The following is a 20,943-nucleotide window of genomic DNA, read 5'->3' as shown; positions in this document are numbered from 1 at the left end:
TTCCGTGATTGACAGTAGTCGGAACTTTCCGGCTCAAATGCAGGTGGAGGGAGCGCCGTGAATCGACGGTCAGGGGACTATCGGGACGGACGCGCCTTTTTGTGCAGTCACCATTGCGGGGAACCATGATCAACGCGTTCAAGGCCGGCCTTCTTGTTGCAGTCGCCGGATCGGCCCTTGTCTGGGCCAGCGACGCCTCCGCCCAGGCGCCGGTCACGCCGCCCGCAGGCGGTTTCTATATGGCGGACGGATCGCGCACCGCCGATTATCAGGCGGCGTTGGCCTCCTGGCGCGAAAATGCGCAATTCTCGATCGACTATTCCAAGGCCTATCTGGGTCTGGAGCACGCCTACGCCCTGGGTCTGACGGGCAAGGGCCTGACCGTCGGCGTCAATGACGCGGGCGTCTACATGGATCACCCGCTGTTCGGCGGGGCGGGCAAGGTCAAGGGCCTGAACACCGTCGTGTCCGACGACTACGGCAACGACGGCCGCATCAATCCGCGGCGCGGCTGGGAAGGTCATGGTACCCACGTTGCAGGCACTATCGGCGGCGGCCGCATGGAAGGCGAGCTGATGTTCGGCAACGCCTTCGGCGCCAACATCTATTCGGCCACGACCAACTTCGCCGCCGGCGACTTCCTGTGGTTCCGCGACGTCTATATCAACGGCGACATCGTCAGCACCGCCCAGACCAACATCATTGATCTGGCCGCCACGGGCGAGGTGCGAATCATCAACAACAGCTGGGGCTCGTCCAACAGCCTGCCCTTCGACGCGCCCGAGGCGCTGGTCCGTCAGGCGTTGGCCCGCAACTACGGCGACTTCTACAAGCCGGTTCTCGACAACGACGTCCTGGTCGTCTTCTCGGCGGGCAACGGCTATGGCGCGCACGCCGGCATCGATGCGGCGACGCCGATGTTCGACCCGCGCCTGCGCGCAAACTGGCTGTCCGTCGCCAACTATACCGGCGCCCTGACCCCCAGCCCTTCGACCAGCTTCTGCGGCCAGACCGCGACCTGGTGCGTGGCCGGTCCGGGCCATCAGATCATCTCGGCGGTGCCGGGGTTTGATTTCGACTTCAACGCCATTGTCGCCATGTATCGGCCGACAGATTACATGTCGCTGTATACGCCGACGACGGTTGCGGCGCTTCAGAACGCCGCCATCAACCGTTTCCTGGGAACGCTGAACGCCTATCTGAACGCCAAGTTCGCCGCCGAGGCTGCGGGCCTGCCGTTCGATGAAGCCGCCGCGCGTCGCCAGGTGGCCGAGGACGCGGTCGCCATCACCCTGATCTCGGGCGGCCGGATGGGCGATCCGGACGGCTTCACCGACGTACTCGCCAGCCTGCTGACCTCGACCAACAACATGGCCATCCTGACGCCGGCCTTCTCATCCGACGTTCTGACCCAGGCCAACGCCCTGCTGATGCAGCGGCTGGAGAGCCTGATCACCTACACCGGGCCGGACTATGCGGCCTACACCGGCACCTCGATGGCGGCCCCGAACATCTCGGGCTTCGCGGCCCTGCTGATGGAGCACTTCCCTGAGTACGACACGGCCCTGATCAGCGACATCCTGCTGTCCAGCTCGCTGGACCTGGACGCGCCGGGCGTCGACCTGATGTCGGGGTGGGGGGCGCCGCAGATGGAGGTCGCGCTCAAGGGCCCGACGGCTCTGCGCGACGTTCGGGACGTCGATGTCCACGTCGGCACGGTGGACGTGTGGAGCAACGACATCGGCGATGCGCGCGACCGCTATTCGGCCGAGGTCCTGGCCTCCTTCCCCGACGATATCGGCGGCATCGTCAAGAAGGGCGGCGGCGAGCTGATCCTGACGGGCAATAACGACTACACCGGCGCCACGCGGGTCGAAGGCGGCCTGCTGACGGTCAACGGCAGCCTGATCAACTCGACCTCTACCGTGGCCGAGCTGGGGATGCTGGGCGGCCTGGGCCGTCTGGCCGATGTGGTGGTCGAGAAGGGCGGCGTCCTGTCGCCCGGCGATACCGCCAATCCGTTCGGCGCCCTGACCATCGCCAACGACCTGCTGTTCAAGGACGGCTCCTATCTGTGGATCCGCTCCAGCGTGAACGGGGCCCAGCATTCGCGGGTGGCGGTCGAGGGCGCGACCACGCTGGAAGGCGGCGAGGTCATCCTCAAGGCGGACCAGGGCGAATGGAATCTGCGCACCCGCATGAACATCCTGCAGTCGGCGGGCGGCGTGACCGGGACCTTCACCGGCGCCAAGAGCGATCTGGCCTTCCTGAAGCCGATCCTGACCTATGACGCCAACACCGTGAAGCTGACCCTGGTCCGCAACGATGTGACCATCGCCTCGGCCGGGACCACCCCGAACACGAGGGCTGTCGGCGGGGCCCTGGACGTCATGACGGCGTCGATCATCCCGGACGCGCCCGCAGGCCGCAACACGGCCCTTGAAGACGCTATCCTGGACGGCAGCTTCGACAATGTGCGCGGCGCGCTGAACAGCCTGACCGGCGAGGTCCACGCGACCCTGGCGGGCGTGGCGACGGGCGACTCGCGCTTCATTCGCGACGCCATGCTGACGCGCGGCCGCAACGGCACGACCGAGGCGGTCGACGGTCGCGGCGTCGCCGTCTGGGCCTCGGGCGTCTTCGGCAGCGGGCGTCAGGACAACGGCGAGCTGGCCGGCTTCCGCAGCGAAACCTCGGGCTATCTGGCCGGGGTCGAGAAGACGCTGAACGGCCGAGCCCACATCGGCGTCGCGGTCGGTGAAAGCCAGTCGGAAATCCGCGCCAACCGCCTGAGCTCGACGGGTGAGGTCAAGACCCAGCACATCGGCGTCTACGGCGCCGCCAGCCTGGGCGCCTTCGACTTCCGTCTGGGCGGCGCCTGGATGGACTCGCGCACCCGCACCGACCGGACGGCCTCGCTGAACCGCTTCAACGAGCAACTGACCGGCCGCTACGACGGCGAGGCCTGGCAGGCCTATAGCGAAGTGTCCTGGCGCAAGCCGGTCATGGGCTCGACGGTTCTGGAGCCGTACCTGAACTACACCCGTGTCGAGTATGATGCGGACGTGGTCGAGCGCGGCGGCGATGCGGCCCTGTCGGGCCAGGTCTCCCAGACCTCGGACCTGCTGACGGCCGGTCTGCGCACCGAGACCTATCTGGCGGGCGGCAACGGCCGTCCGGCGCTGTCGGCGGTGGGGCACCTGGCCTGGACCGAAGACCTGAGCGGCGACGGCCCCGTGTTCAACGCGGCCTTCGCGGACGGTCCGGTCTTCCGCATCGAAGGCGCCGATCTGAACTCGGGCGCGCTGCAGGCGGGCCTGGGCTTCAACATCGAGGCCAACAAGTCGACCAATATCGAGGTCGGCTACTCGGGCGTCTTCAACGACGACTATAAGGATCACCGCCTGACCGGCCGCGTCAGCTTCCGGTTCTGATCAGTGCGGACGCCGGGGCTTCGGTCCCGGCGATCCTGACGGACAGACGCCGTCGCCCTCAGCGGGCGGCGGCGTTTTTCTTTAGGCATGATGAGCGGAGTTGGCGCCGCCGCTCACGCGCTCCCACGCCTCGCCGACCGGCAGGATCTCCAGCCCCGCCGCCTTGGCCAGGCGGATCAGGCGGTCCAGGTCTTCGGGCGTGCAGCCGTAGGGGGTCGGGTCGCTCTCGACGTCGTGGCCATAGGCGATCAGCCAGCCGGGCGCTTCAGCCGCACGGGCGACCAGCGCCTCAAGGTCATAGTGGGGCAGGCGGCGGGACTCCAGACCGATGGCCTGAAGGTTGGCCCGGTCGGCGCGTCCGGCGTTGACCCCGTCGCGCACGCCGCGTCCCAGCAGGAAGCGCTCGTCGATCACCGCCTTGGCGCCTAAAGCCACGTCGCCGAAGGGCCAGGCGAAGGTGGTCATGACGTGGCCGTCCAGCCGCTCGGCCACCCATTCGGCGTTGCGCGCCAACTGGTCCGTCAGTTCGGCGGGGCTCAGGCGCAGGGCGCTGACGTGGTCGAAGGTGTGGCAGCCGATCTCATGCCCCGCATCATGCGCGGCCAGCAGGTGCTCGACCTCGAACTGGGCCTTGCCGATGTTCTTGCCGCCGCACAGGCCGCCCGCGACGTAATAGGTCGCCCGGACCCCGTGTTCGGCCAGGATCGGCCCCGCCTCGGTCCAGGCGCTGGCCGGGAAATCATCGAAGCTGAGGCTGAGAATCCCGCGCGCCGGCGCGACCGTCACCGGCCTGACGCCCATGTAGCGCGCCGCCCGGCGGCGCATCTGATCGATCCGTTGCTGCATCATGGGCGCCTTCTAGCGCATCGGCGCTTGCAGAAGGGTGAAGGATTGCGCCGCCTCGCCTTGCTGGCGAAGCGTGGCGGCCCTATGGTCCGCGCCTCCCGAAATCGGACCGAAATGTCGACCGTGGCCGCTGCTGAACCTCTATCGTTTCAGGACCTGATCCTGACCCTGCACCACTATTGGAGCGAGCAGGGCTGCGCCATTTTGCAGCCCTATGACATCGAGGTCGGCGCCGGCACCCTGCACCCGGCCACCGTGCTGCGGGCGCTGGGCAAGAAGCCGTGGAAGGCCGCCTATGTCCAGCCGTCGCGCCGCCCCGGCGACGGCCGCTATGGCGAGAACCCCAACCGGCTGCAGCACTATTACCAGTATCAGGTCATCCTGAAGCCGAACCCCGACAACCTGCAGGAGCTGTATCTCAACAGCCTGCGCGCCATCGGCATCGACCCCAGCCTGCACGACATCCGTTTTGTCGAGGACGACTGGGAGAACCCCACCGTCGGCGCCTGGGGCCTGGGCTGGGAAGTCTGGTGCGACGGTATGGAGGTGACGCAGTTCACCTATTTCCAAGGCGTCGGCGGCATTGAGGTCGACGTCGTCTCGGGCGAGCTGACCTACGGGCTGGAGCGTCTGGCCATGTATGTTCAGGGCGTCGACAACGTCTATGACCTGAAGTTCAACAAGGAGGGCCTGACCTACGGCGAAGTCTTCCTCGAGAACGAGCGCCAGCAGTCGGAAGCCAACTTCCACGGCTATGACGTCGCCGCGCTGAAGCGCCGCTTTGAGGACATGGAGCGCGAGGCCGCCCACTTCCTGACCATGAAGGGGCCGCAGGGGCAGCCGCTGGTGCTGCCCGCCTATGACCAGGTGCTGAAGGCTTCGCATCTGTTCAACCTGATGGACGCCCGCGGCGCCATCGCCGTCGCCGAACGCCAGAGCTACATCGGCCGCATCCGCGACCTGTGCAAAGCCTGCGCCCTCGCTCAAGTCGAACACGAACGGGCGACCGCCTGATGTCCCAGCTTCTCCTCGAAATCTTCTCCGAAGAAATCCCCGCCCGTATGCAGCAGGGCGCCGCGCGTGACCTTGAGCGCCTGGCGTCTGACCGTCTGAAGGCCGCGGGCCTGACCTGGGATGCGCTGACGACCTACGCCGGGCCGCGCCGCCTGACGCTGGTGATCGACGGCCTGCCCGCCGCCACGCCCGACCGCAATGAAGAGCTGAAGGGGCCCAAGACCTCGGCCCCCGCACAGGCGCTGGAAGGCTTCCTGCGCAAGACCGGCCTGACGCAGGACCAACTGGTCGAGCGCGACGGCGTCTGGTTCGCCGAAATCAGCAGTAAGGGCCGCGCGACCACCGAGGTCGTGGCCGAGAGCGTCGACGACATCATCCGCCACTTCCCCTGGCCCAAGTCGATGCGCTGGGGCACGGGAACCCTGCGCTGGGTGCGGCCGATCAAGCGCATCCTGGCCCTGTTCGACGGCGCGGTGATCCCGTTCGAGGTCGACGGCATCCAGAGCGGCGACGTGACCGAGGGCCACCGCTTCATGGGCGCGGGCCAGCCGTTTGCGGTCAAGGACTTCGCCGATTACCGCACCAAGCTGGAGCGCAACTTCGTCCTGCTGGACGCCGCCGACCGCAAGCTGCGCATCCTTGAGGGCGCCCGGGCCGTCTGCGCGGCCAAGGGTCTGGCTCTGGTCGATGACGACGGCCTGCTGGACGAGGTGTCGGGTCTGGCCGAATGGCCGACGCCGATCCTGGGCGACATGGACCCGCAGTTCCTGGCCCTGCCGCCGGAAGTGGTCCAGCTGTCGATGAAGGTGCACCAGAAGTATTTCGCCGTGCGCGAACCGGGCAAGGAGGGGCTGGCGCCCCACTTCGTCGTCGTCGCCAACGTCGAGGCGACCGACGGGGGGCAGGCTCTGGCGGCGGGCAACGCCAAGGTGCTGTCGGCCCGTCTCAGCGACGCGGAGTTCTTCTGGACCGAGGACCAGAAGGTCGGCTTCGACGCCTGGAACGCCAAGCTGAAGGATGTCACCTTCCACGCCAAGCTGGGCACGCTGGCCGAGCGTGTGGACCGCATCGCCGCCCTGGCGCGCGAGATCGCCCCGCTGGTCGGCGCCGACGCGGCTCAGGCCGAACAGGCCGCACGCCTGTCCAAGGCCGACCTGGCCTCGGGCATGGTGGGCGAGTTCCCGGAACTGCAGGGGATCATGGGCGGCTACTACGCCCGTCTGGCCGGTCAGCCCGACGCCGTGGCTGACGCCATCCGCGACCACTACAAGCCGCAGGGACCGGGCGACACCGTCCCGACCGCCCCGGTCACGGTCGCCGTCGCCATGGCCGAAAAGCTGGACACCCTGGTCGGCTTCTTCGCCATCGACGAAAAGCCTACGGGGTCGAAGGACCCCTATGCGCTGCGCCGCGCCGCGCTGGGCGTGATCCGGCTGGTGCTGGAGAATGGGGTGCGGATGCCGTTGCAGGACATAGCGTTCGTCGCTGGCGAATATCTGTCAGGCATGCGCAATCTTGAGAAGCTGCCGAACTATGATCGCGCCTCAGTGGTTCGTAAGGCGGTTCTGGGCAAGGAAGAGGTCGAAGCGGATCGCATCCGTATCGCGGCCATGCTTGACGGGGCTGATGGCGCCGATTGGCGACATGGCGCGCTGGATTATCAGGCTGGCCTCACACAGCTTGGCTGGGATGTTCTCGCCTTCTTCGCCGACCGCCTGACCGTCCTGCTGCGCGACAAGGGCCAGCGTCACGACCTCGTGGCGGCCGTCTTCGCGCTGGGAGACGACGATCTGGTGCGGATCGTGCGTCGGGTGGAGGCGCTGGCCGCCTTCCTGGCGACGGACGACGGGGCGAACCTGCTGGCGGGCTACAAGCGCGCCGCCCAGCTGCTCAAGGCCGAGGAGAAGAAGGGACCGCTGCCTGAGGGCGCCGTCGCCACCGGCCTGCCGAACCAGCCGGTGGAAGAGACCGCCCTGGCCTTCGCCGTCGCCGCCGCCGCCTCGGCCGTGGACGCGGCGCTGGAAGCCGAGGACTTCGCCGCCGCCATGACGGCGCTGGCGCGCCTGCGCGCTCCTGTGGACGCCTTCTTCACCGCGGTCATGGTCAACTCCGACGTGGCCGAAGAGCGCGAAAACCGCCTGAAGCTTCTTGTTCAGGTGCGCGGCGTCATGAACCGCGTCGCCGACTTCGGCCAGATCGCGGGCTGACGCGCTCAAGCAGCCGAAGGCGTTAGCGCACGACAACGCGCTCAAGCAGCCGAAGGCGTTAGCGCATAAAAACCATCCTTTTCCCCTTGTGGGAGAAGGATCAGGCTACGGCATAGCGGGCGGTGATCCCGTCCGGCTGGAAGTCGTGCTGCGCCAGCCGGTCCAGCGAGGCCAGAACGCGGGCGAGGAAATCCTCCGGGTCGCCGTCCTCGATCGCCGGGCGCAGCCAGTCGGTGACGACGGCGCGCGCCGGATAGGTCCCGACCGGGCCGGGGACGCTCAACGCGACCTCTATCCCCTCGGCGATCCAGCCCGCCACAGTGACGAAGAAGTCCATGCCCGCCAGAAAATCCGAGCGGCGCAGCACATACAGGGTGATGACACCGTCCTCGACCCCGTCGGGCCGCACGATCACGCCGCTGCGGTCCGGCCGCCAGTCATCCGACAGCTCGACCACCCGCCACAGACAGAACCAGACGCGACACGTCTGCGGCCGGATGGCGTGAACCGAACATCCGGCCCCATCGACGCAATAGCCGCACAGCTCGCCCGTCGGCTTGGCCAGTTCGGGCAAGTCCAGCGGGATCACGCGGCAGCACTCGACGCAGCCGCCGCAGGTCCGGTTGGGGAGAAGGGGAAGGCTCATGCGCGCCCCTTAGCTGAAAATCCGGCGAAAAGCGCCCGTGTCGACGGAGACGGTCGGCAATCAATTGTACAACAATCTGACCATAAGGTTCGACAAGGGCTTGCTCATTTCGGGGTGTCGCAATAGGAATGTCAGGCGCAGGATGGTGAAACCGCTGGCTGGGCAGCGTGGGGGCCGTGGAGGCTAGGCTTTTGGGAACAACGGACAAAACTGCGAACGCGCCGGATGCAGCCGTATCGGCCGTGTCCACGGCGGACGACCTGGCCCAGGTCCTGCGGATCCGCATCCAGAAAAGCGAGCTGGCCCCCGGCGAATGGCTGCGCGAGGTCAAGCTGTGCAATGAATTCGGGGTCGGGCGCTCCATCGTGCGCCGGGCGCTGCGGACGCTGGCCGACGACGGCCTGATCGAGATCGAGGAAAATCGCGGCGCCTGCGTGTCGGCCACGACGGTTGAAGAGGTGTTTGACCTCTATGAGGTGCGGGCGGCGCTGTACGGTCTGGCGGCGCGTTTCGCCTGTCTGCGCGGTTCGGACGCCGTGATCCGCAGCATCCTTGAAAAGATCGACGCCCTGCTGGCTCAGGCGGCGGAAACCGCGCCGGCTGAGCAGATCATAGAGACCAGCGAGGCCATCTTCAGCCAGATGGCCGACTGCGCCAGCGTCGACGCCCAGCGCATGATCGAGGCGGTGCGGCGCAAGACGCGCTTCCACTTCTCCTATGTGGCCCTGGCGATCAACGCTCAGGGGCCGGGGCCGTTTGAATACTGGCGCAAGGTGCGCGAGGGGCTGGAGGCGCGCGACGCCGAAAAGGCCAGCCAGGGCGCGCGCGACATCCTCTACTACATGCAGGGCGAGGTCGCCCGCATCATGCTGGCGCGCGGACCGCGCCTGAGGACCGAGCCGCCGGCCGCGCAACCGACGGCGTCGAAAAGGGCGTCGACCAGGAAAAGAGGAGGGGGCTGATGCCGCGCATGATCTCGCGCCTGGCCGGGGCGGGCATGGCCGCTGCGGCGCTCCTGTTCACGACGGGTTGCGCGGCAGGCGTCGCGCAGACGCAGGCGGCGTCGACCGTCGCGCCGACCTTAGCGGACGAGGGGCGGACGCAGGCGCTGCTGGACTATCTGCGGTCGCAGAACACGACCGGCTTCCTCGTCATCGAGGACGACCGCACCCTGATCGATCAGGCGTGGAGCCCGCCGGTCGGCGACCGGATGTTCTCGGCCTTTCTGTATGGCCATACCGCCGATGGGGTGCTGCTGGAGGATGTGGCGTCCCAGCAGAAGAGTTTTATCGCGGTTCTGGCGGCGGTCGCGGTCGACAAGGGGCTGCTGGACGTCGATCAGCCGGTCAGCCGCTATCTGGGCGCGGGCTGGTCCAAGGCCACGCCCGAGCAGGAAGGGCGCATCACGGTCCTGCATCTGCTGAACATGACCTCGGGGCTGGACGAGGGCTTCGCCTATACCCATCCCGCAGGCGCTCAGTTTTTCTACAACACGCCGGTCTACGCCGTGACCAAGCGGGTGCTGACGGCCGCGTCGGGTCAGTCGCTGGACGCCATGACCCGCGCCTGGCTGACCGAGCCGCTGGGGATGAAGGACACCGACTGGCGTCAGCGCCCGGCGGCCCTGGCCTCGGCCGGCAACGACACGGCGCTGGTGACCACGCCGCGCGATATCGCCCGCCTGGGCCTGATGGTGTTGAGCGGCGGCCTGGCGCAGGACGGAACGCGGGTGGTGTCGCAGGCTCAACTGGCGGCCATGTTCGAACGCTCCCAGGCCAATCCGGCCTATGGGCGCCTGTGGTGGCTGAACGGCGCCGACTATGCGGTGCGCGGCGTCGATCGCCGGACCGAGGGGCCTCTGATCGCAGCCGCTCCGATGGATCTGGTGGGGGCTTACGGCCTGTTTGAACGGCGCCTTTACATCGTGCCGAGCCGCCATCTGGTGGTGGTCCGCACGGGGGCGGCCGCCATCGACAAGGACTTTGATCAGCAGCTCTGGCTGCGGTTGATGAAGGTGCTGGGCGACCGCCCGGCGTCCGCGCCCGAACCTTAAAACGCCGCGCCTTTTCAGACGAAATCCCGCTCGTGACCTGTCGCGAGCGCCGCCGAAGCCTGTCCGGGACCCGGACCGCTTCTGTTCCGATCTCAAGAGTACAGGATGAAGCCCGTGATTGACGGCAGCATGCAGACCTTCCCGCTAACGCTCGATCAGATCGTGGAGCACGCCGCCAAATGGCATCCGGCGGCCGAGGTGGTCACAGCCCGTCAGGGGCAGGACAACGCCCGCGTCACCTATGCCGACCTGCGCGAGCGCGGCCTGAAGATCTCCAGCATCCTGAAAGGGCTGGGCGTCGACGTCGGCAGCCGCGTGGCGACGCTGGCATGGAACACCCAGGCGCACGTCGAGACCTGGTACGCCGTCATGGGCATTGGGGCGGTGTGCCATACCCTGAACCCCCGCCTGACGGCCGAACAACTGGCCTGGATGCTGGATCAGTCCGAAGCGCGCATCGTCTTCGTCAGCGCCGATCTGATGCCGCTGGCCATGCAAGTGGCGGACCGGGCGCTGGGCGTCGAGCAGGTCTTCGTCATCGACGGCGCGTCGGACCTGGCTCACCCTCGCGCCCGTGTCGAGGCGATCGAGCCCCTGATCGCCGACGCCCCTATGGATGTGCGCTGGGGCGGGTTCGATGAGAACGCGCCGTCGGGCCTGTGCTTCACCTCCGGCTCCACGGGGATGCCCAAGGGGGTGACCTATACCCATCGTTCCAGCTTCCTGCACACCTGGAAGCTGTTGCAGGCCGACGTGCTGGCCCTGCGCAGCGTGGATGTGGTGATGCCGGTCGTGCCCCTGTTCCACGCCAACGCCTGGGGCCTGCCCTTCGCCCTGCCGGCGACGGGGGCCAAGATGGTTCTGCCCGGCCGTCAGATGGACGGCGCCAGCCTGGCCCGGCTGATCGCGTCCGAAGGCGTGACCGTGGCGGTGGGCGTGCCGACGGTCTGGCTGGGCATGTGCGATCATCTGGAGGCGACGGGCGCGCGCCTGCCGTCGCTGGAGCGCATTATCGTCGGCGGGGCGCCCATGCCGCCCGCCCTGATGGAGCGGATCGAGCGCCAGTTGGGCGTCATGGTTCAGACCAGCTGGGGCATGACAGAGATGTCGCCTACCGGCGCCTTCGGCGTCCTCAGCGATACGGAACGGTTCGCCGCCCTGTCGGGCCGACCCGCGCTGGGCGTCGATCTGATGGTGGCTGATCAGGACGGGGCGCCCCTGGCCCAGCAGCGCGATCAGGAGGGCCGCCTCTTCGTGCGCGGCGCCGCCGTCATCGAGCGCTATTTCGGCCAGAGCGAGCCGGTGGTGGACGCCGACGGCTGGTTCGACACCGGGGACCTGGCGAAGATCAGCCTGCGCGGGGATCTGATGATCACCGGCCGCTCCAAGGACCTGATCAAGTCCGGCGGCGAATGGATCAATCCGGCCGACATTGAGGCGATCGTCTCGGCCCGGCCTGAAGTGGCGCTGTCGGCGGTGATCGGCCGCGTCGACCCGAAGTGGAGCGAGCGCCCGATCCTGATTGTGGAGCTGCGTGAAGGCCGCGACATCTCCGACGAGGCCATTCTGGCGGCGCTGAAGGGCAGGATCGCATCGTGGTGGACGCCCGACGTCGTGATCCGTCTTGACGCCATGCCTCTGGCCTCGACCGGCAAGATCGACAAGCTGAAGCTGCGCGCGCTGTACAGTCAGGGCTGAGGGGCTCGGCGTAAAGCCAGAAGGCCGCGTTCTGAGGGGACGCGGCCTTTTTGATGCGTGGCGAACTGCGATCCGATCCAGTATCAACATGAAAAAAGAGCGGGCCGCATGGCGACCCGCTCTTCAGGCGGCGGCGGGGATCAGGCTTCGCCTTCCTCCACCCAGTCCTTGCGCAGGGTGCGAACGGCCAGCAGGGCCAGCACCGCCGAGATCACATAGCAACCCATCAGGGCGACGGCGGAATAGCGCAGGGCCTGGTCGCCGAAGTGCGGGATCATGGCGTCGCTCAGCCCGCCCAGCAGCCACGAGCCGCCGCCGATCCCGATCAGATTATTGATGAACAGGAAGCAGGCCGCCGCCGTCGCCCGCATATGGGACGGCACCAGATGCTGCGTGGCCGTGGTCAGCGGCCCGACGAACAGCACCGTCAGGGCGTTGGGGATCACCAGCAGGAACCAGGCCAGCACCGGCGAGGAGCTCATGAAACCGGCGATGAAGAAGGGCGCTGTGACGGCCCAGGCGATGAAGGACACCTTGGCATAGGCGCCGCGATCCATCTTGCCCAGCTTGTCCGCCAGAACTCCGCCCAGAAACACGCCCGTCACCCCGCCGAAGAACAGCAGGGAGCCGAAATAATAGGAGGTGGTGGTCAGGTCGAAGCCGAACATCTGCATCAGGATGGACGGGCTCCAGAAGGCCAGGGCGTAGCCTGCCAGGCTGCTCATGGCTGAGGCGAAAGCCATCAGCCAGAAGCTGGGCTTCTTCGCCAGGATCGAGAAGACGGCACCGATGGGCTGGCGGGTCTTGGCGGCGGCGGGACGTTTCGGCTCCTTGACCACCAGACGGAAGATCGGCGCGATCACCACCCCCGCGACGCCCAGCACGATGAAGGCTGCGCGCCAGTCCACCGCCCTGGCGATGGCGGCGCCCAGAACGACCCCGGCGGCCAGTCCGACCGGGATGCCCAGCGAATAGATCGACAGGGCGCGGGCCCGACGTTCGGGCGGGAAGTATTCGGAAATGATGGCGTAGCTGGGCGCCACGCCCCCGGCTTCGCCGACGCCGACGCCGACGCGCATGAAGAACAGATTCCAGAAGCCTGTGGCTATGCCGCACAGGGCGGTGAACCCGCTCCATACCGTCAGCGACAGGGTGATGACCCAACTACGGCTGGTCCTGTCGGCGACGACCGCCAGCGGAATGGCCAGCGTCGAATACAGCAGGGCGAAGGCGATGCCGCCCAGCGCGCCCAGCTGCGTATTGGTCAGGCCCAGGTCCGCCTTGATGGCCGGGGCCAGGATCCCAAGAATCTGACGGTCCAGGAAGTTGAAGATGTAGACGATCAGCAGCATGGCCAGCACCAGGCGGGCATAGGCGCGGCTGTGGGTCGGCTGCGACACGGGGGCGGCGGTCATGACGAGGCCTCGCTGGCGCCGGGCGCTGGGGGAATGGGAGAAGGCAGGCCCACGTCCTGCGCCGCCTTGGCGGCCAGGAAGGCCGGGCGGCTGGAAAGGCGCGCCCAGTAGTCCGCGATCTCAGGGCTGAACCGGTGGTCCAGATCCAGCAGCCGCGCGAAGACAAGAGCATAGCCGACGCAGACGTCGGCCATCGTGAAGCGGTCGGCGCATAGCCACTCGCGGTCGCCCAGCGCGCGGGTCAGATGCCGCAGCCGCGACAGGAACCACTGGGTATAGTCGTCGGCCGCCTGTTTCAGCCGCCGCTCCTCGGGTTCGAGGCGGCTGTATCGCAGGACGATCGTCTGGGGAAAGGTCAGGGTCGCCTCGCTGCGATGCAGCCAGTCCAGCCACAGACCGTAGTCCGTTTCGTGCGCCTCGACCGCCAGAGGCGAGGGCCCGTAGCGGGTCGCCAGATACTGCGGAATCGCGGCGGACTCCGTCATCCGCACCTCGCCGTCGATCAGCAGGGGGATGGTGCCGAGCGGGTTCAGCTCCAGATAGTCGGGTCGATGGACGCGAGGCGGGAAGGGCAGCATGTGCAGCCGATACTCCAGCCCCAACTCCTCCAGCGCCCACAGGGCGCGGAACGAGCGGGCGTCGACGCAGTGATAAAGCTCGATCATGGGCGGGGCCCCACGAAAGCCGCGCCCGTGGCACAGGATGCAGCCGCCCGCATCGCCGTAATTCGATCCCTCATACATCCTCCCGATGGCGCTTCTCGGACGGCGCCCTAAGGATCGACTTTGACGCATCATGCGAGGTTGTCAAAGTTTTTGTACGACAATTAAGATGCGATGGTATTACATTATCTGTGTGCCGCAGGGCCTGCGCTCGCGGCTGAAGGGAACGGGCTGAGCGCCCCAGCGGAGGAAGATGAACGATGCAGTTGAAAGCACCTGAAAAGCACGGCTTCGACGCCGGGCGGCTGAACCGCGTCGACGCCTTTGTGAAGGAACGCTACCTGGATTCAGGGCGCCTGCCGCACGCGCAGATCCTGATCAGCCGCGACAATGAGATCATCCATTTCAGCAGTCAGGGCGCGGCGCGGGAGGGGTCGGACAGGCCCATCGACGAAGGCTCGATGTTCCGCATCGCCAGCATGACCAAGCCGGTCACCTCGGTCGCCTTCATGATGCTGGTCGAGGAGGGCAGGGTCGCGGTCGACACGCCGGTCCATGAGGTTCTGCCGCAGTTCAAGGATGTGGGCGTCTATCAAAGCGGCGGGGCCGGGGCGCCGTTCGCCACGCGCCCCCTGGACGAGCCGATGCGGATGCTGGACCTGCTGCGCCACACGGCGGGTCTGACCTACGGTTTCCAGTATCGCAGCAACATCGACGCGGCCTATCGCGCCTGCACCTCCAACGCCGGGCCGGTCGAGAACTGGTATGGCGAGGCCGACATCAACGCCTTCATCGCCGACCTGGCTCGACTGCCGCTGGAGTTCGCGCCGGGCGCCGCCTGGAACTATTCGGTGGCGACCGATGTGCTGGGGGCGGTGATCGAGCGCGTGTCCGGCATGACGCTGGATCGCTTCTTCGAAGAGAAGATCTTCACGCCGCTGAAGATGCACGACACCGGCTTTATGGTCCCGGCCCAGAAGGCCGATCGCCTGACCGACTGCTATGTCTGGGGCGGACCTGCGGCCGGGCGGGTCATGTATGATCGCGGCGAAAGCAGCATGTGGTTGCAGAAGCCCAGGCTGTTGTCGGGCGGCGGCGGCCTGGTTTCGACGGCGCTCGACTATCACCGCTTCTGCCTGATGCTGGCCAATGGCGGCGAACTGGGCGGCGTGCGCCTTCTGGGCCGCAAGACCGTCGACCTGATGACGATGAACCATCTGCCGGGCCGCTCGGACCTGTCCACCCTGTCGCAGTCGCTGTTCAGCGAGACGCAGAACGGCGGCGTCGGCTTCGGCCTTGGCTTTGCGGTGACGCAGGACGTGGCCCGGACGATGATCCCCGGATCGGCCGGAGAATTCTATTGGGGCGGCATGTTCTCGACCAGCTTCTTCATCGACCCTGTCGAGAAGCTGCACCTGGTCTTCATGACCCAGCTCAGCCCGTCGCTGCTGTATCCGATCCGGCGCGAACTGAAGACCCTGATCTATTCGGCCCTGACCTGAGCTGACGCCGAGGCGGCAGTCGCCCTCTCGGCGGCGTTGCGGATCGCCCAATGAAAACCCCGCCGCTGTCGAACAGCGGCGGGGTTTCTGTTTTTCAGGCTCTGTCCTGACTTACCAGCGGTACGACAGGGTGACGCCTGCGGTGCGCGGGCGGCTGTAGCGATAGGCCAGAGGAATATCGCCCTGCTGCAGCTTCAGCACCGGCACGACTTCATTGGTCAGGTTCTTCACGAAGAAGGCCAGTTCGGTGCGCTTGTGCTCGACGCCGAAACGCAGGTCGACATTGTCGATGTCTTCCAGCGGGATGAAGGGCGAAGCCGCCGTGACCGTGTCCTGACCGCCGCCGCGTTGGCCATTATAGGCGACGTTGACGAAGCCGGTCGTGTCGTCGCCCATCGGGTGGCGATAGTTGACGTTGGCGGACATGGTCCAGTCCGGCGTCTGGGCCACGGCGCTGCCCAGCAGGGGCAGGCCGGGGATGCCCGCGGCGACCTTGGTGAACTCGGCGTTCTGATTGGCGCCGTTCAGGCTGACGGCCAGACGGTCCTGACCGATCCAGAACACCGTATCCAGCGAGGCCTCCACGCCCTTCACCTCGACGGTGCCGCCGTTGATGTTGAAGTTGGCGCCCGCCTGTCCGCAGGCGTTGGCCACGGTGCAGCCGTCCAGCACGCTGGCGATCGCGTCGGTGGTGCGCGACGTATAGGCCGACACGCGCAGGAAGACGCCCTTGGCCAAGTCGGACTTCAGGCCGACTTCATAGCTGGTGGTGTTTTCGTTCTCATAGGTCGGCCGCAGGGGATTGGGCGCGTTCTCATTGGTCTGGCCGTTGTTGACGCCGCCGGCGCGATAGCCGGTGCCGGTGCGGGCGTAGACCAGGGTCGGGCGTTCGGTGGCGAAGCGGTAGCTGGCGCTGGCCGCGTAGCTGAGGTTGTCCTGCTTGAAGTTGTACCTAGACGGCGTGCCCGACAGGGTGGTCGTGTACAGCAGATAGTCTTCCTGGCTGACCGTCTTGTCGTCGTGCGAATAACGCAGCTCGCCGCTGAGCGACAGCTGGCCGATGTCGTATTTCAGAGAGCCGTAGACGGCGGCCGAGGCGTATTCCGACGGCGAGATGCGCTTGGCGCCGAACGGGCGCGGGAAGGGCGTCGGACAGGGCAGGGAGTTCGGCGTCAGCTGATAGCAGATCGGCGTCGTCGGCGTGCCGCCGCAGATGCCGGACGTGGCGGTGATCACGCACGGGCTGGTGACCGAGTCGCGAATATACATGTCGTCCTGAAACAGGACCTCGGCGCCCGCCAGCCACTGCAGCTTGCCGTCCAGGGCTTCGCTGGTGATGTGGATGTCCTGATAGAAGGTCTTGTCCGTCACATCGGTCGAGGTCTGGCCCAGAGGGTAGAGCCCGGCCTGGCCCTGGGACTGGAACATCGCCTGGGTGGCCAGGTCGACCGCCGCCGAGAAGTTCTGACGCGAGCGATAGCGCTGGGCCATCGTCGTCGAGGTGATCTCGCCCCAACCCAGATCGTATTTGGCGATCAGCATGGCGCGCTGGACATTCTGGTTCAGGCTGTTGGTGGTGTCCTGCGGAATGTCATAACGCGGGCCGGTATGGCCCAGCGGCAGGTTGGCCAGCTTGCCCGGCGGCACGACCCACTGGTTGGCGAAGGTCGGCAGGTTCATGTCCTGGGCGTCGACCAGGAATTTCACGTCCCACGGGCCGTCGTTGTAGCGGAGTTGGCCGCGCACGATGTAGCCGTCGGTGTGGTCGTAATAGACGTCGCGCTTGGGGTTGTAATAGATGCCGTCGCCCTGCCCGGTGACCTGGGCGCCGACGCGCACGGCGACCTTGTCATTGATCTTCTGGTTGACGACGCCCTCGACGCGCAGTTGGCCCAGATCGTCGGTATAGGTGGCCGAAAGACGCCCAGCGTTGCGGAACGTCGGCTCGGCCAGGACGATGTTGACGGTGCCGAACTCGGAGTTGCGGCCGTAAAGGGCGCCTTGCGGGCCTTCCAGAACCTCGACGCGGGCGATGTCGAAATAGTCCAGCCGCTTGAAGTTGCGTCCGCCCAGGGTGCTGCTGCCGACATAGGCGCCGTTGACGAACAGGCCGACGCCGGAATCGGCGCTGGTGGCGCGCTGGGTGCCTGAGCCGCGCACCGAGATTTCAGAGAGGTTTTCGCTCTGGACGCCGTTGAAGCGAACGCCCGGCACGGTCTGGAGCAGATCGCCGACGCCTTCGATCGGGCTCTTCTTCTCCAGCTGTTCGCCGCTGAGGGCCGTGATCGTCGAGGGCACGTCGCGGACGGCCTCTTCGCGACGGCGCGCCGTGACCACGACGTCGCCGACGTTGGTCGCGGACGCCTGATCCGCCGCTGTCGGCGCCGGGCTGTCCTGACTCTGCGCGACGACGACGGCGGGCGTCATTACCGCCAGCAGCGCCGCTGATGAACATGCAATCCAACGTGCCATGCCCGATTCCTCTCCCTCATATGACGCCGACTTCTTTGCGACGGCTGAGGGGGGACAATCTCCCCGCCTTCCTGGCTTGTCAATATTGTACGACAATAGTGCTTAGATTGGAGAACTTTGTGCTTGGCGGCCACGCCTTCCTAGCGTGACGGGCGGGATTGGAGACGAGGGGGTGAGCCGGGCGCATCGCCAGGTATAATGTCCAACAATAAGATATTTCTTGTCGTGCAATTGCTTGACAGTTCCGGAGGGCTGGCGGACGTTGAGCGGGGAATGTCGTCAGGGGACGCGAGGAGGGCAGGATGGCGGAGATGTCGGCGACGACCCGCAGGCCGGGGCTGAAGGTGGCTGTCATGGCCTCGGCCAGCGCAGCGGTCGAGTGGTATGATTTCTTCATCTACGGCACAGCGGCGGCTCTGATCTTCCCGCACCTGTTCTTTCCGACGGACCTGCCGCTGTTCGTGGCGCAGATCGCCTCCTTCAGCACCTTCGCCGTGGGGTTCATCGCCCGGCCGGTCGGAGGGATGCTGTTCGGGCATATGGGCGACACCCACGGTCGCAAGCGGGCTCTGGTCGCAGCCATGCTCATCATGGGCGTGTCCACCGTGCTGATCGGCCTGCTGCCGACCTATGAACAGGTCGGGGTCTGGGCGCCGCTGATGCTGGTGGCCCTGCGCTTCGTTCAGGGTCTGGCGGTCGGCGGCCAGTGGGGCGGGGCGGCCCTGCTGGCGATTGAAAGCGCACCAGCGAACAGGCGTGGCTTCTACGGCAGTTTCGTTCAGGCGGGCGTGCCGCTGGGCGTGGTTCTGGCCAATACGGTCTTCCTGATCACCAGCGCTTCGGTTTCAGACGCGGCCTTCATGACCTGGGGCTGGCGCATCGGCTTTCTGGTGAGCGTTCTGTTGATCGTCATCGGCCTGCTGATCCACTTCAAGGTGGCCGAGCCGGACGCGCCCCGGAAGGATGCGCCCAAGGCGGAGGTCAGGCGTCGCTCGCCTCTGTTCCAGGCGGTTCGCAGCCATTGGCGTGAGATCCTGCTGGCAGGCGGCACCTTCGTGGCCAACAACACCTGCTTCTATGTCGCCATCACCTATGCGGTCGCCTATGGCGCGACCAGCGTAGGGCTGGACCGTAATCTGCTGCTGGGGGCGGTGATGGTCGGCAGTCTGGTGATGGTTCCCGGATTGATGGCGTGCGGCGCCCTGTCGGATCGCTTCGGTCGCAAGGGGATTTTCCTGATCGGCGCCGTGGTGTCCGGGGGCTGGGCCTTTGCAGTCTTCCCGATGATCGACAGCGGATCGCCGGTTCAGGTCGTCGCCGCCATTACGGTGCAACTGCTGTTCATCAGCCTGATGTACGGCCCGCAGGCAGCCCTCTTCGCCGAGCTGTTTCCCAAGTCGATCCGCTATTCCGGGGCTTCTTTGGGTTATCAGGTCGGGGCGGTCGTGGGGGGCGGCTTTGCGCCCATCATCGCGACGGCCCTGTTCGCGCGCTACGAATCCAGCCTGTCTATTTCCATCTATCTGACCGCCATGTGCGCCGTGTCCTTCCTGAGCGTGATCCTGCTGGGCCAGCGGCTGCGTCAGGGCATGGCCGAGTAATGCGCGTCGACAGCGCCCGCCTGTCAGAGATCAAGGAGACTGTCATGATTGATGCAAGCCGACGTCGTTTTCTGGGAACCAGCGCCCTGCTGTCCGTGGGCGGGGCCGTCAGCCTGGGCGCCTCGTCAGCGACCGCATCGACCCGTTTGCAGGCCCCAACCTCGGCCGGCTTCGACGCCAAGGTCGAGCACGACCTGCGCCGCTACGTCGATTTCGGCATCAAGCAGGCGGGCGGCGAAGGCGACAACGCCTGCGGCGAGTGGATGGCGGCCGAACTGACCGCCGCAGGCTATGCCGTCGAGCGCCAGTATTATGACGTCCCCTATTTCGAGGCGAGGGCGGCGGAACTGACGATGGGAGAGGCGCGCGCCGCCGTCTATCCTCAGCCGATCGTCATCCCGACGGGGCCGCAGGGCGTGTCCGGACCGCTGGTGCGGGTTGATGCGCGCGGCGCCTACGCCGGATCGCTTGAAGGGGCGATCGCCCTGGTGGACCTGCCGTTCGGGCGCTGGTCCACCATGATCATTCCGGCGGCGCGCCGTCCGGTCGAAGCGGCCTTCGCCGCCGGGGCCAGGGCCGTGGTCGCCATCACCAACGGCCCGACCGGCAAGGTGATCGCCCTGAACGCCGATGGGCGCAAACCCATGTTCAGCGGTCCGGTGGCCCTGCTGGCGCCCGAGGACGCCGGGGCGTTCCTGACCGGCGCCGTCACCCGTCAGGAGGCGCGCCTGACCCTCGACGGCGCGGGCGGCCATCGACCGGCCTTCAACTTCGTCGGCCGTGTCGACCGGGGCAACGGGCGTTGGCTGGCCGTATCGACGCCGCGTTCCGGCTGGTTCACCTGCGCGGCCGAGCGCGGCGGCGGGGTGGCGGCCTGGCTGGCGCTGGCGCGCTGGGCGGCGAAGGGCCTGCCGGACCATGACCTCGCCTTCGTCTGCAACACGGGTCATGAGTATGAGTATCTCGGGGCGTCCGAGGCGATGAAGAAGATCGCCCCGCCCCCGGCCGACACCCGGTTCTGGCTGCACCTGGGAGCCAACTTCGCCGCGCGCGACTGGCACGAACTGCCTGGCTATCTGGAGCCCCTGCCCAGCGTGGACAGCCAGCGCTATCTGTCGATCTCGCCCGAGTTCCTGCCTCTGGCCCGCAGCCTTTTCGCCGGACAACCGGGGCATGAGGCGCCGGTCTCCAGCGCCGTGATGACGGCCGGAGAACTCGATGAGGTCGTGCGCGCCGGTTATGCGCCCGCCGCCGGCACCTTCGGCATTCACCGCTACCACCACGTGGCCGAGGACGATGCGCGCTGCATCGACGTGGCGGCGACCCGGACAGGCGCCCAGAGCTTCCGCCGCCTGATCGAGGAGGTTCTGGCGACGTCTGCCTGAGACGCCGC

The 20,943-nt window shown here is 66.9% G+C and carries 14 protein-coding genes; 9 read left to right on the top strand and 5 right to left on the bottom strand.

The features are described 5' to 3' along the window. The first annotated feature begins 125 nt into the window (after nt 1-125). Entirely contained in the window at nt 126-3,434 is a 3,309-nt protein-coding gene (locus RSD66_RS13465) for an autotransporter domain-containing protein (protein WP_415288239.1), read from the top strand. 81 nt (nt 3,435-3,515) lie between these two features. On the opposite strand, the gene RSD66_RS13460 is transcribed toward RSD66_RS13465, so the two are convergent. After that, nucleotides 3,516-4,283: a polysaccharide deacetylase family protein gene (locus RSD66_RS13460; RefSeq protein WP_415288237.1), complete on the bottom strand. Its 768-nt coding sequence runs from the start codon at nt 4,281-4,283 to the stop codon at nt 3,516-3,518. 111 nt (nt 4,284-4,394) lie between these two features. On the opposite strand from RSD66_RS13460, the gene RSD66_RS13455 reads away from it, so the two are divergent. Both RSD66_RS13455 and glyS read left to right on the top strand, forming a co-directional pair. Beyond that, complete coding sequence (locus RSD66_RS13455; protein WP_234287923.1) at nt 4,395-5,294, top strand: glycine--tRNA ligase subunit alpha; 900 nt, start codon at nt 4,395-4,397, stop codon at nt 5,292-5,294. Further along, nucleotides 5,294-7,501: a glycine--tRNA ligase subunit beta gene (gene glyS / locus RSD66_RS13450; RefSeq protein ID WP_415288235.1), complete on the top strand. Its 2,208-nt coding sequence runs from the start codon at nt 5,294-5,296 to the stop codon at nt 7,499-7,501. Before RSD66_RS13455 ends, glyS begins: the two co-directional genes overlap by 1 nt. Nucleotides 7,502-7,601: 100 nt before the next feature. On the opposite strand, the gene RSD66_RS13445 is transcribed toward glyS, so the two are convergent. Continuing rightward, the gene (locus RSD66_RS13445; RefSeq protein WP_415288233.1) at nt 7,602-8,147 is read right to left on the bottom strand and encodes a hypothetical protein; all 546 of its coding nucleotides are present in this window, start codon (nt 8,145-8,147) and stop codon (nt 7,602-7,604) included. Nucleotides 8,148-8,389: 242 nt separating this feature from the next. Between RSD66_RS13445 and RSD66_RS13440 the strand changes: the two genes are divergently transcribed. The 3 genes from RSD66_RS13440 to RSD66_RS13430 all read left to right on the top strand — a co-directional run bounded on the left by RSD66_RS13440 (nt 8,390) and on the right by RSD66_RS13430 (nt 11,898). Then, nucleotides 8,390-9,109, top strand: coding sequence for a GntR family transcriptional regulator (locus RSD66_RS13440; protein ID WP_346524811.1), 720 nt, complete (start codon nt 8,390-8,392; stop codon nt 9,107-9,109). Beyond that, a complete protein-coding gene (locus RSD66_RS13435; protein ID WP_415288231.1) occupies nt 9,109-10,200 on the top strand; it encodes a serine hydrolase domain-containing protein in 1,092 nt (363 codons plus the stop codon). Before RSD66_RS13440 ends, RSD66_RS13435 begins: the two co-directional genes overlap by 1 nt. A 105-nt stretch (nt 10,201-10,305) precedes the next feature. Next, a complete protein-coding gene (locus RSD66_RS13430) occupies nt 10,306-11,898 on the top strand; it encodes an AMP-binding protein (protein ID WP_415288230.1) in 1,593 nt (530 codons plus the stop codon). Nucleotides 11,899-12,038: 140 nt separating this feature from the next. Here the strand turns inward: RSD66_RS13430 and RSD66_RS13425 are convergent, their stop codons facing one another. Continuing rightward, nucleotides 12,039-13,313, bottom strand: a complete 1,275-nt coding sequence (locus tag RSD66_RS13425) for a spinster family MFS transporter (RefSeq protein WP_415288228.1) — start codon at nt 13,311-13,313, stop codon at nt 12,039-12,041. Further along, nucleotides 13,310-13,978 carry a glutathione S-transferase family protein gene (locus RSD66_RS13420; RefSeq protein ID WP_415288226.1) on the bottom strand — a complete coding sequence of 223 codons (669 nt, stop codon included), beginning with the start codon at nt 13,976-13,978 and terminating at the stop codon, nt 13,310-13,312. The genes RSD66_RS13425 and RSD66_RS13420 overlap by 4 nt, the downstream gene beginning before the upstream one ends. Nucleotides 13,979-14,235: 257 nt before the next feature. On the opposite strand from RSD66_RS13420, the gene RSD66_RS13415 reads away from it, so the two are divergent. Continuing rightward, nucleotides 14,236-15,477, top strand: coding sequence for a serine hydrolase domain-containing protein (locus RSD66_RS13415; RefSeq protein ID WP_415288224.1), 1,242 nt, complete (start codon nt 14,236-14,238; stop codon nt 15,475-15,477). Nucleotides 15,478-15,588: 111 nt separating this feature from the next. Here RSD66_RS13415 and RSD66_RS13410 read toward each other — a convergent pair whose 3' ends face one another. Then, a complete protein-coding gene (locus RSD66_RS13410) occupies nt 15,589-17,949 on the bottom strand; it encodes a TonB-dependent receptor (protein WP_415288222.1) in 2,361 nt (786 codons plus the stop codon). Nucleotides 17,950-18,251: 302 nt separating this feature from the next. On the opposite strand from RSD66_RS13410, the gene RSD66_RS13405 reads away from it, so the two are divergent. Both RSD66_RS13405 and RSD66_RS13400 read left to right on the top strand, forming a co-directional pair. Further along, nucleotides 18,252-19,550, top strand: coding sequence for an MFS transporter (locus RSD66_RS13405; RefSeq protein ID WP_415288220.1), 1,299 nt, complete (start codon nt 18,252-18,254; stop codon nt 19,548-19,550). Nucleotides 19,551-19,594: 44 nt separating this feature from the next. Further along, a complete protein-coding gene (locus RSD66_RS13400; protein ID WP_415288218.1) occupies nt 19,595-20,935 on the top strand; it encodes a hypothetical protein in 1,341 nt (446 codons plus the stop codon). Nucleotides 20,936-20,943 lie beyond the last annotated feature (8 nt).

Origin of the sequence: Brevundimonas sp. S1H14, assembly GCF_047716865.1 — a bacterium.
Lineage (GTDB): Bacteria > Pseudomonadota > Alphaproteobacteria > Caulobacterales > Caulobacteraceae > Brevundimonas > Brevundimonas naejangsanensis.
Note: the sequence above shows the minus strand (reverse complement) of the source record. Positions and strands in the feature narration are given on the sequence as shown.

Coding starts and splice junctions, on each gene's coding strand:
- RSD66_RS13455 (WP_234287923.1), top strand. CDS start 4,395: ATGTCGACCGTGGCCGCTGCTGAACCTCTATCGTTTCAGGACCTGATC.
- RSD66_RS13445 (WP_415288233.1), bottom strand. CDS start 8,147: ATGAGCCTTCCCCTTCTCCCCAACCGGACCTGCGGCGGCTGCGTCGAG.
- RSD66_RS13465 (WP_415288239.1), top strand. CDS start 126: ATGATCAACGCGTTCAAGGCCGGCCTTCTTGTTGCAGTCGCCGGATCG.
- RSD66_RS13410 (WP_415288222.1), bottom strand. CDS start 17,949: ATGGCACGTTGGATTGCATGTTCATCAGCGGCGCTGCTGGCGGTAATG.
- RSD66_RS13415 (WP_415288224.1), top strand. CDS start 14,236: ATGCAGTTGAAAGCACCTGAAAAGCACGGCTTCGACGCCGGGCGGCTG.
- glyS (WP_415288235.1), top strand. CDS start 5,294: ATGTCCCAGCTTCTCCTCGAAATCTTCTCCGAAGAAATCCCCGCCCGT.
- RSD66_RS13460 (WP_415288237.1), bottom strand. CDS start 4,283: ATGATGCAGCAACGGATCGATCAGATGCGCCGCCGGGCGGCGCGCTAC.
- RSD66_RS13400 (WP_415288218.1), top strand. CDS start 19,595: ATGATTGATGCAAGCCGACGTCGTTTTCTGGGAACCAGCGCCCTGCTG.
- RSD66_RS13405 (WP_415288220.1), top strand. CDS start 18,252: ATGGCGGAGATGTCGGCGACGACCCGCAGGCCGGGGCTGAAGGTGGCT.
- RSD66_RS13435 (WP_415288231.1), top strand. CDS start 9,109: ATGCCGCGCATGATCTCGCGCCTGGCCGGGGCGGGCATGGCCGCTGCG.
- RSD66_RS13425 (WP_415288228.1), bottom strand. CDS start 13,313: ATGACCGCCGCCCCCGTGTCGCAGCCGACCCACAGCCGCGCCTATGCC.
- RSD66_RS13430 (WP_415288230.1), top strand. CDS start 10,306: ATGAAGCCCGTGATTGACGGCAGCATGCAGACCTTCCCGCTAACGCTC.
- RSD66_RS13420 (WP_415288226.1), bottom strand. CDS start 13,978: ATGATCGAGCTTTATCACTGCGTCGACGCCCGCTCGTTCCGCGCCCTG.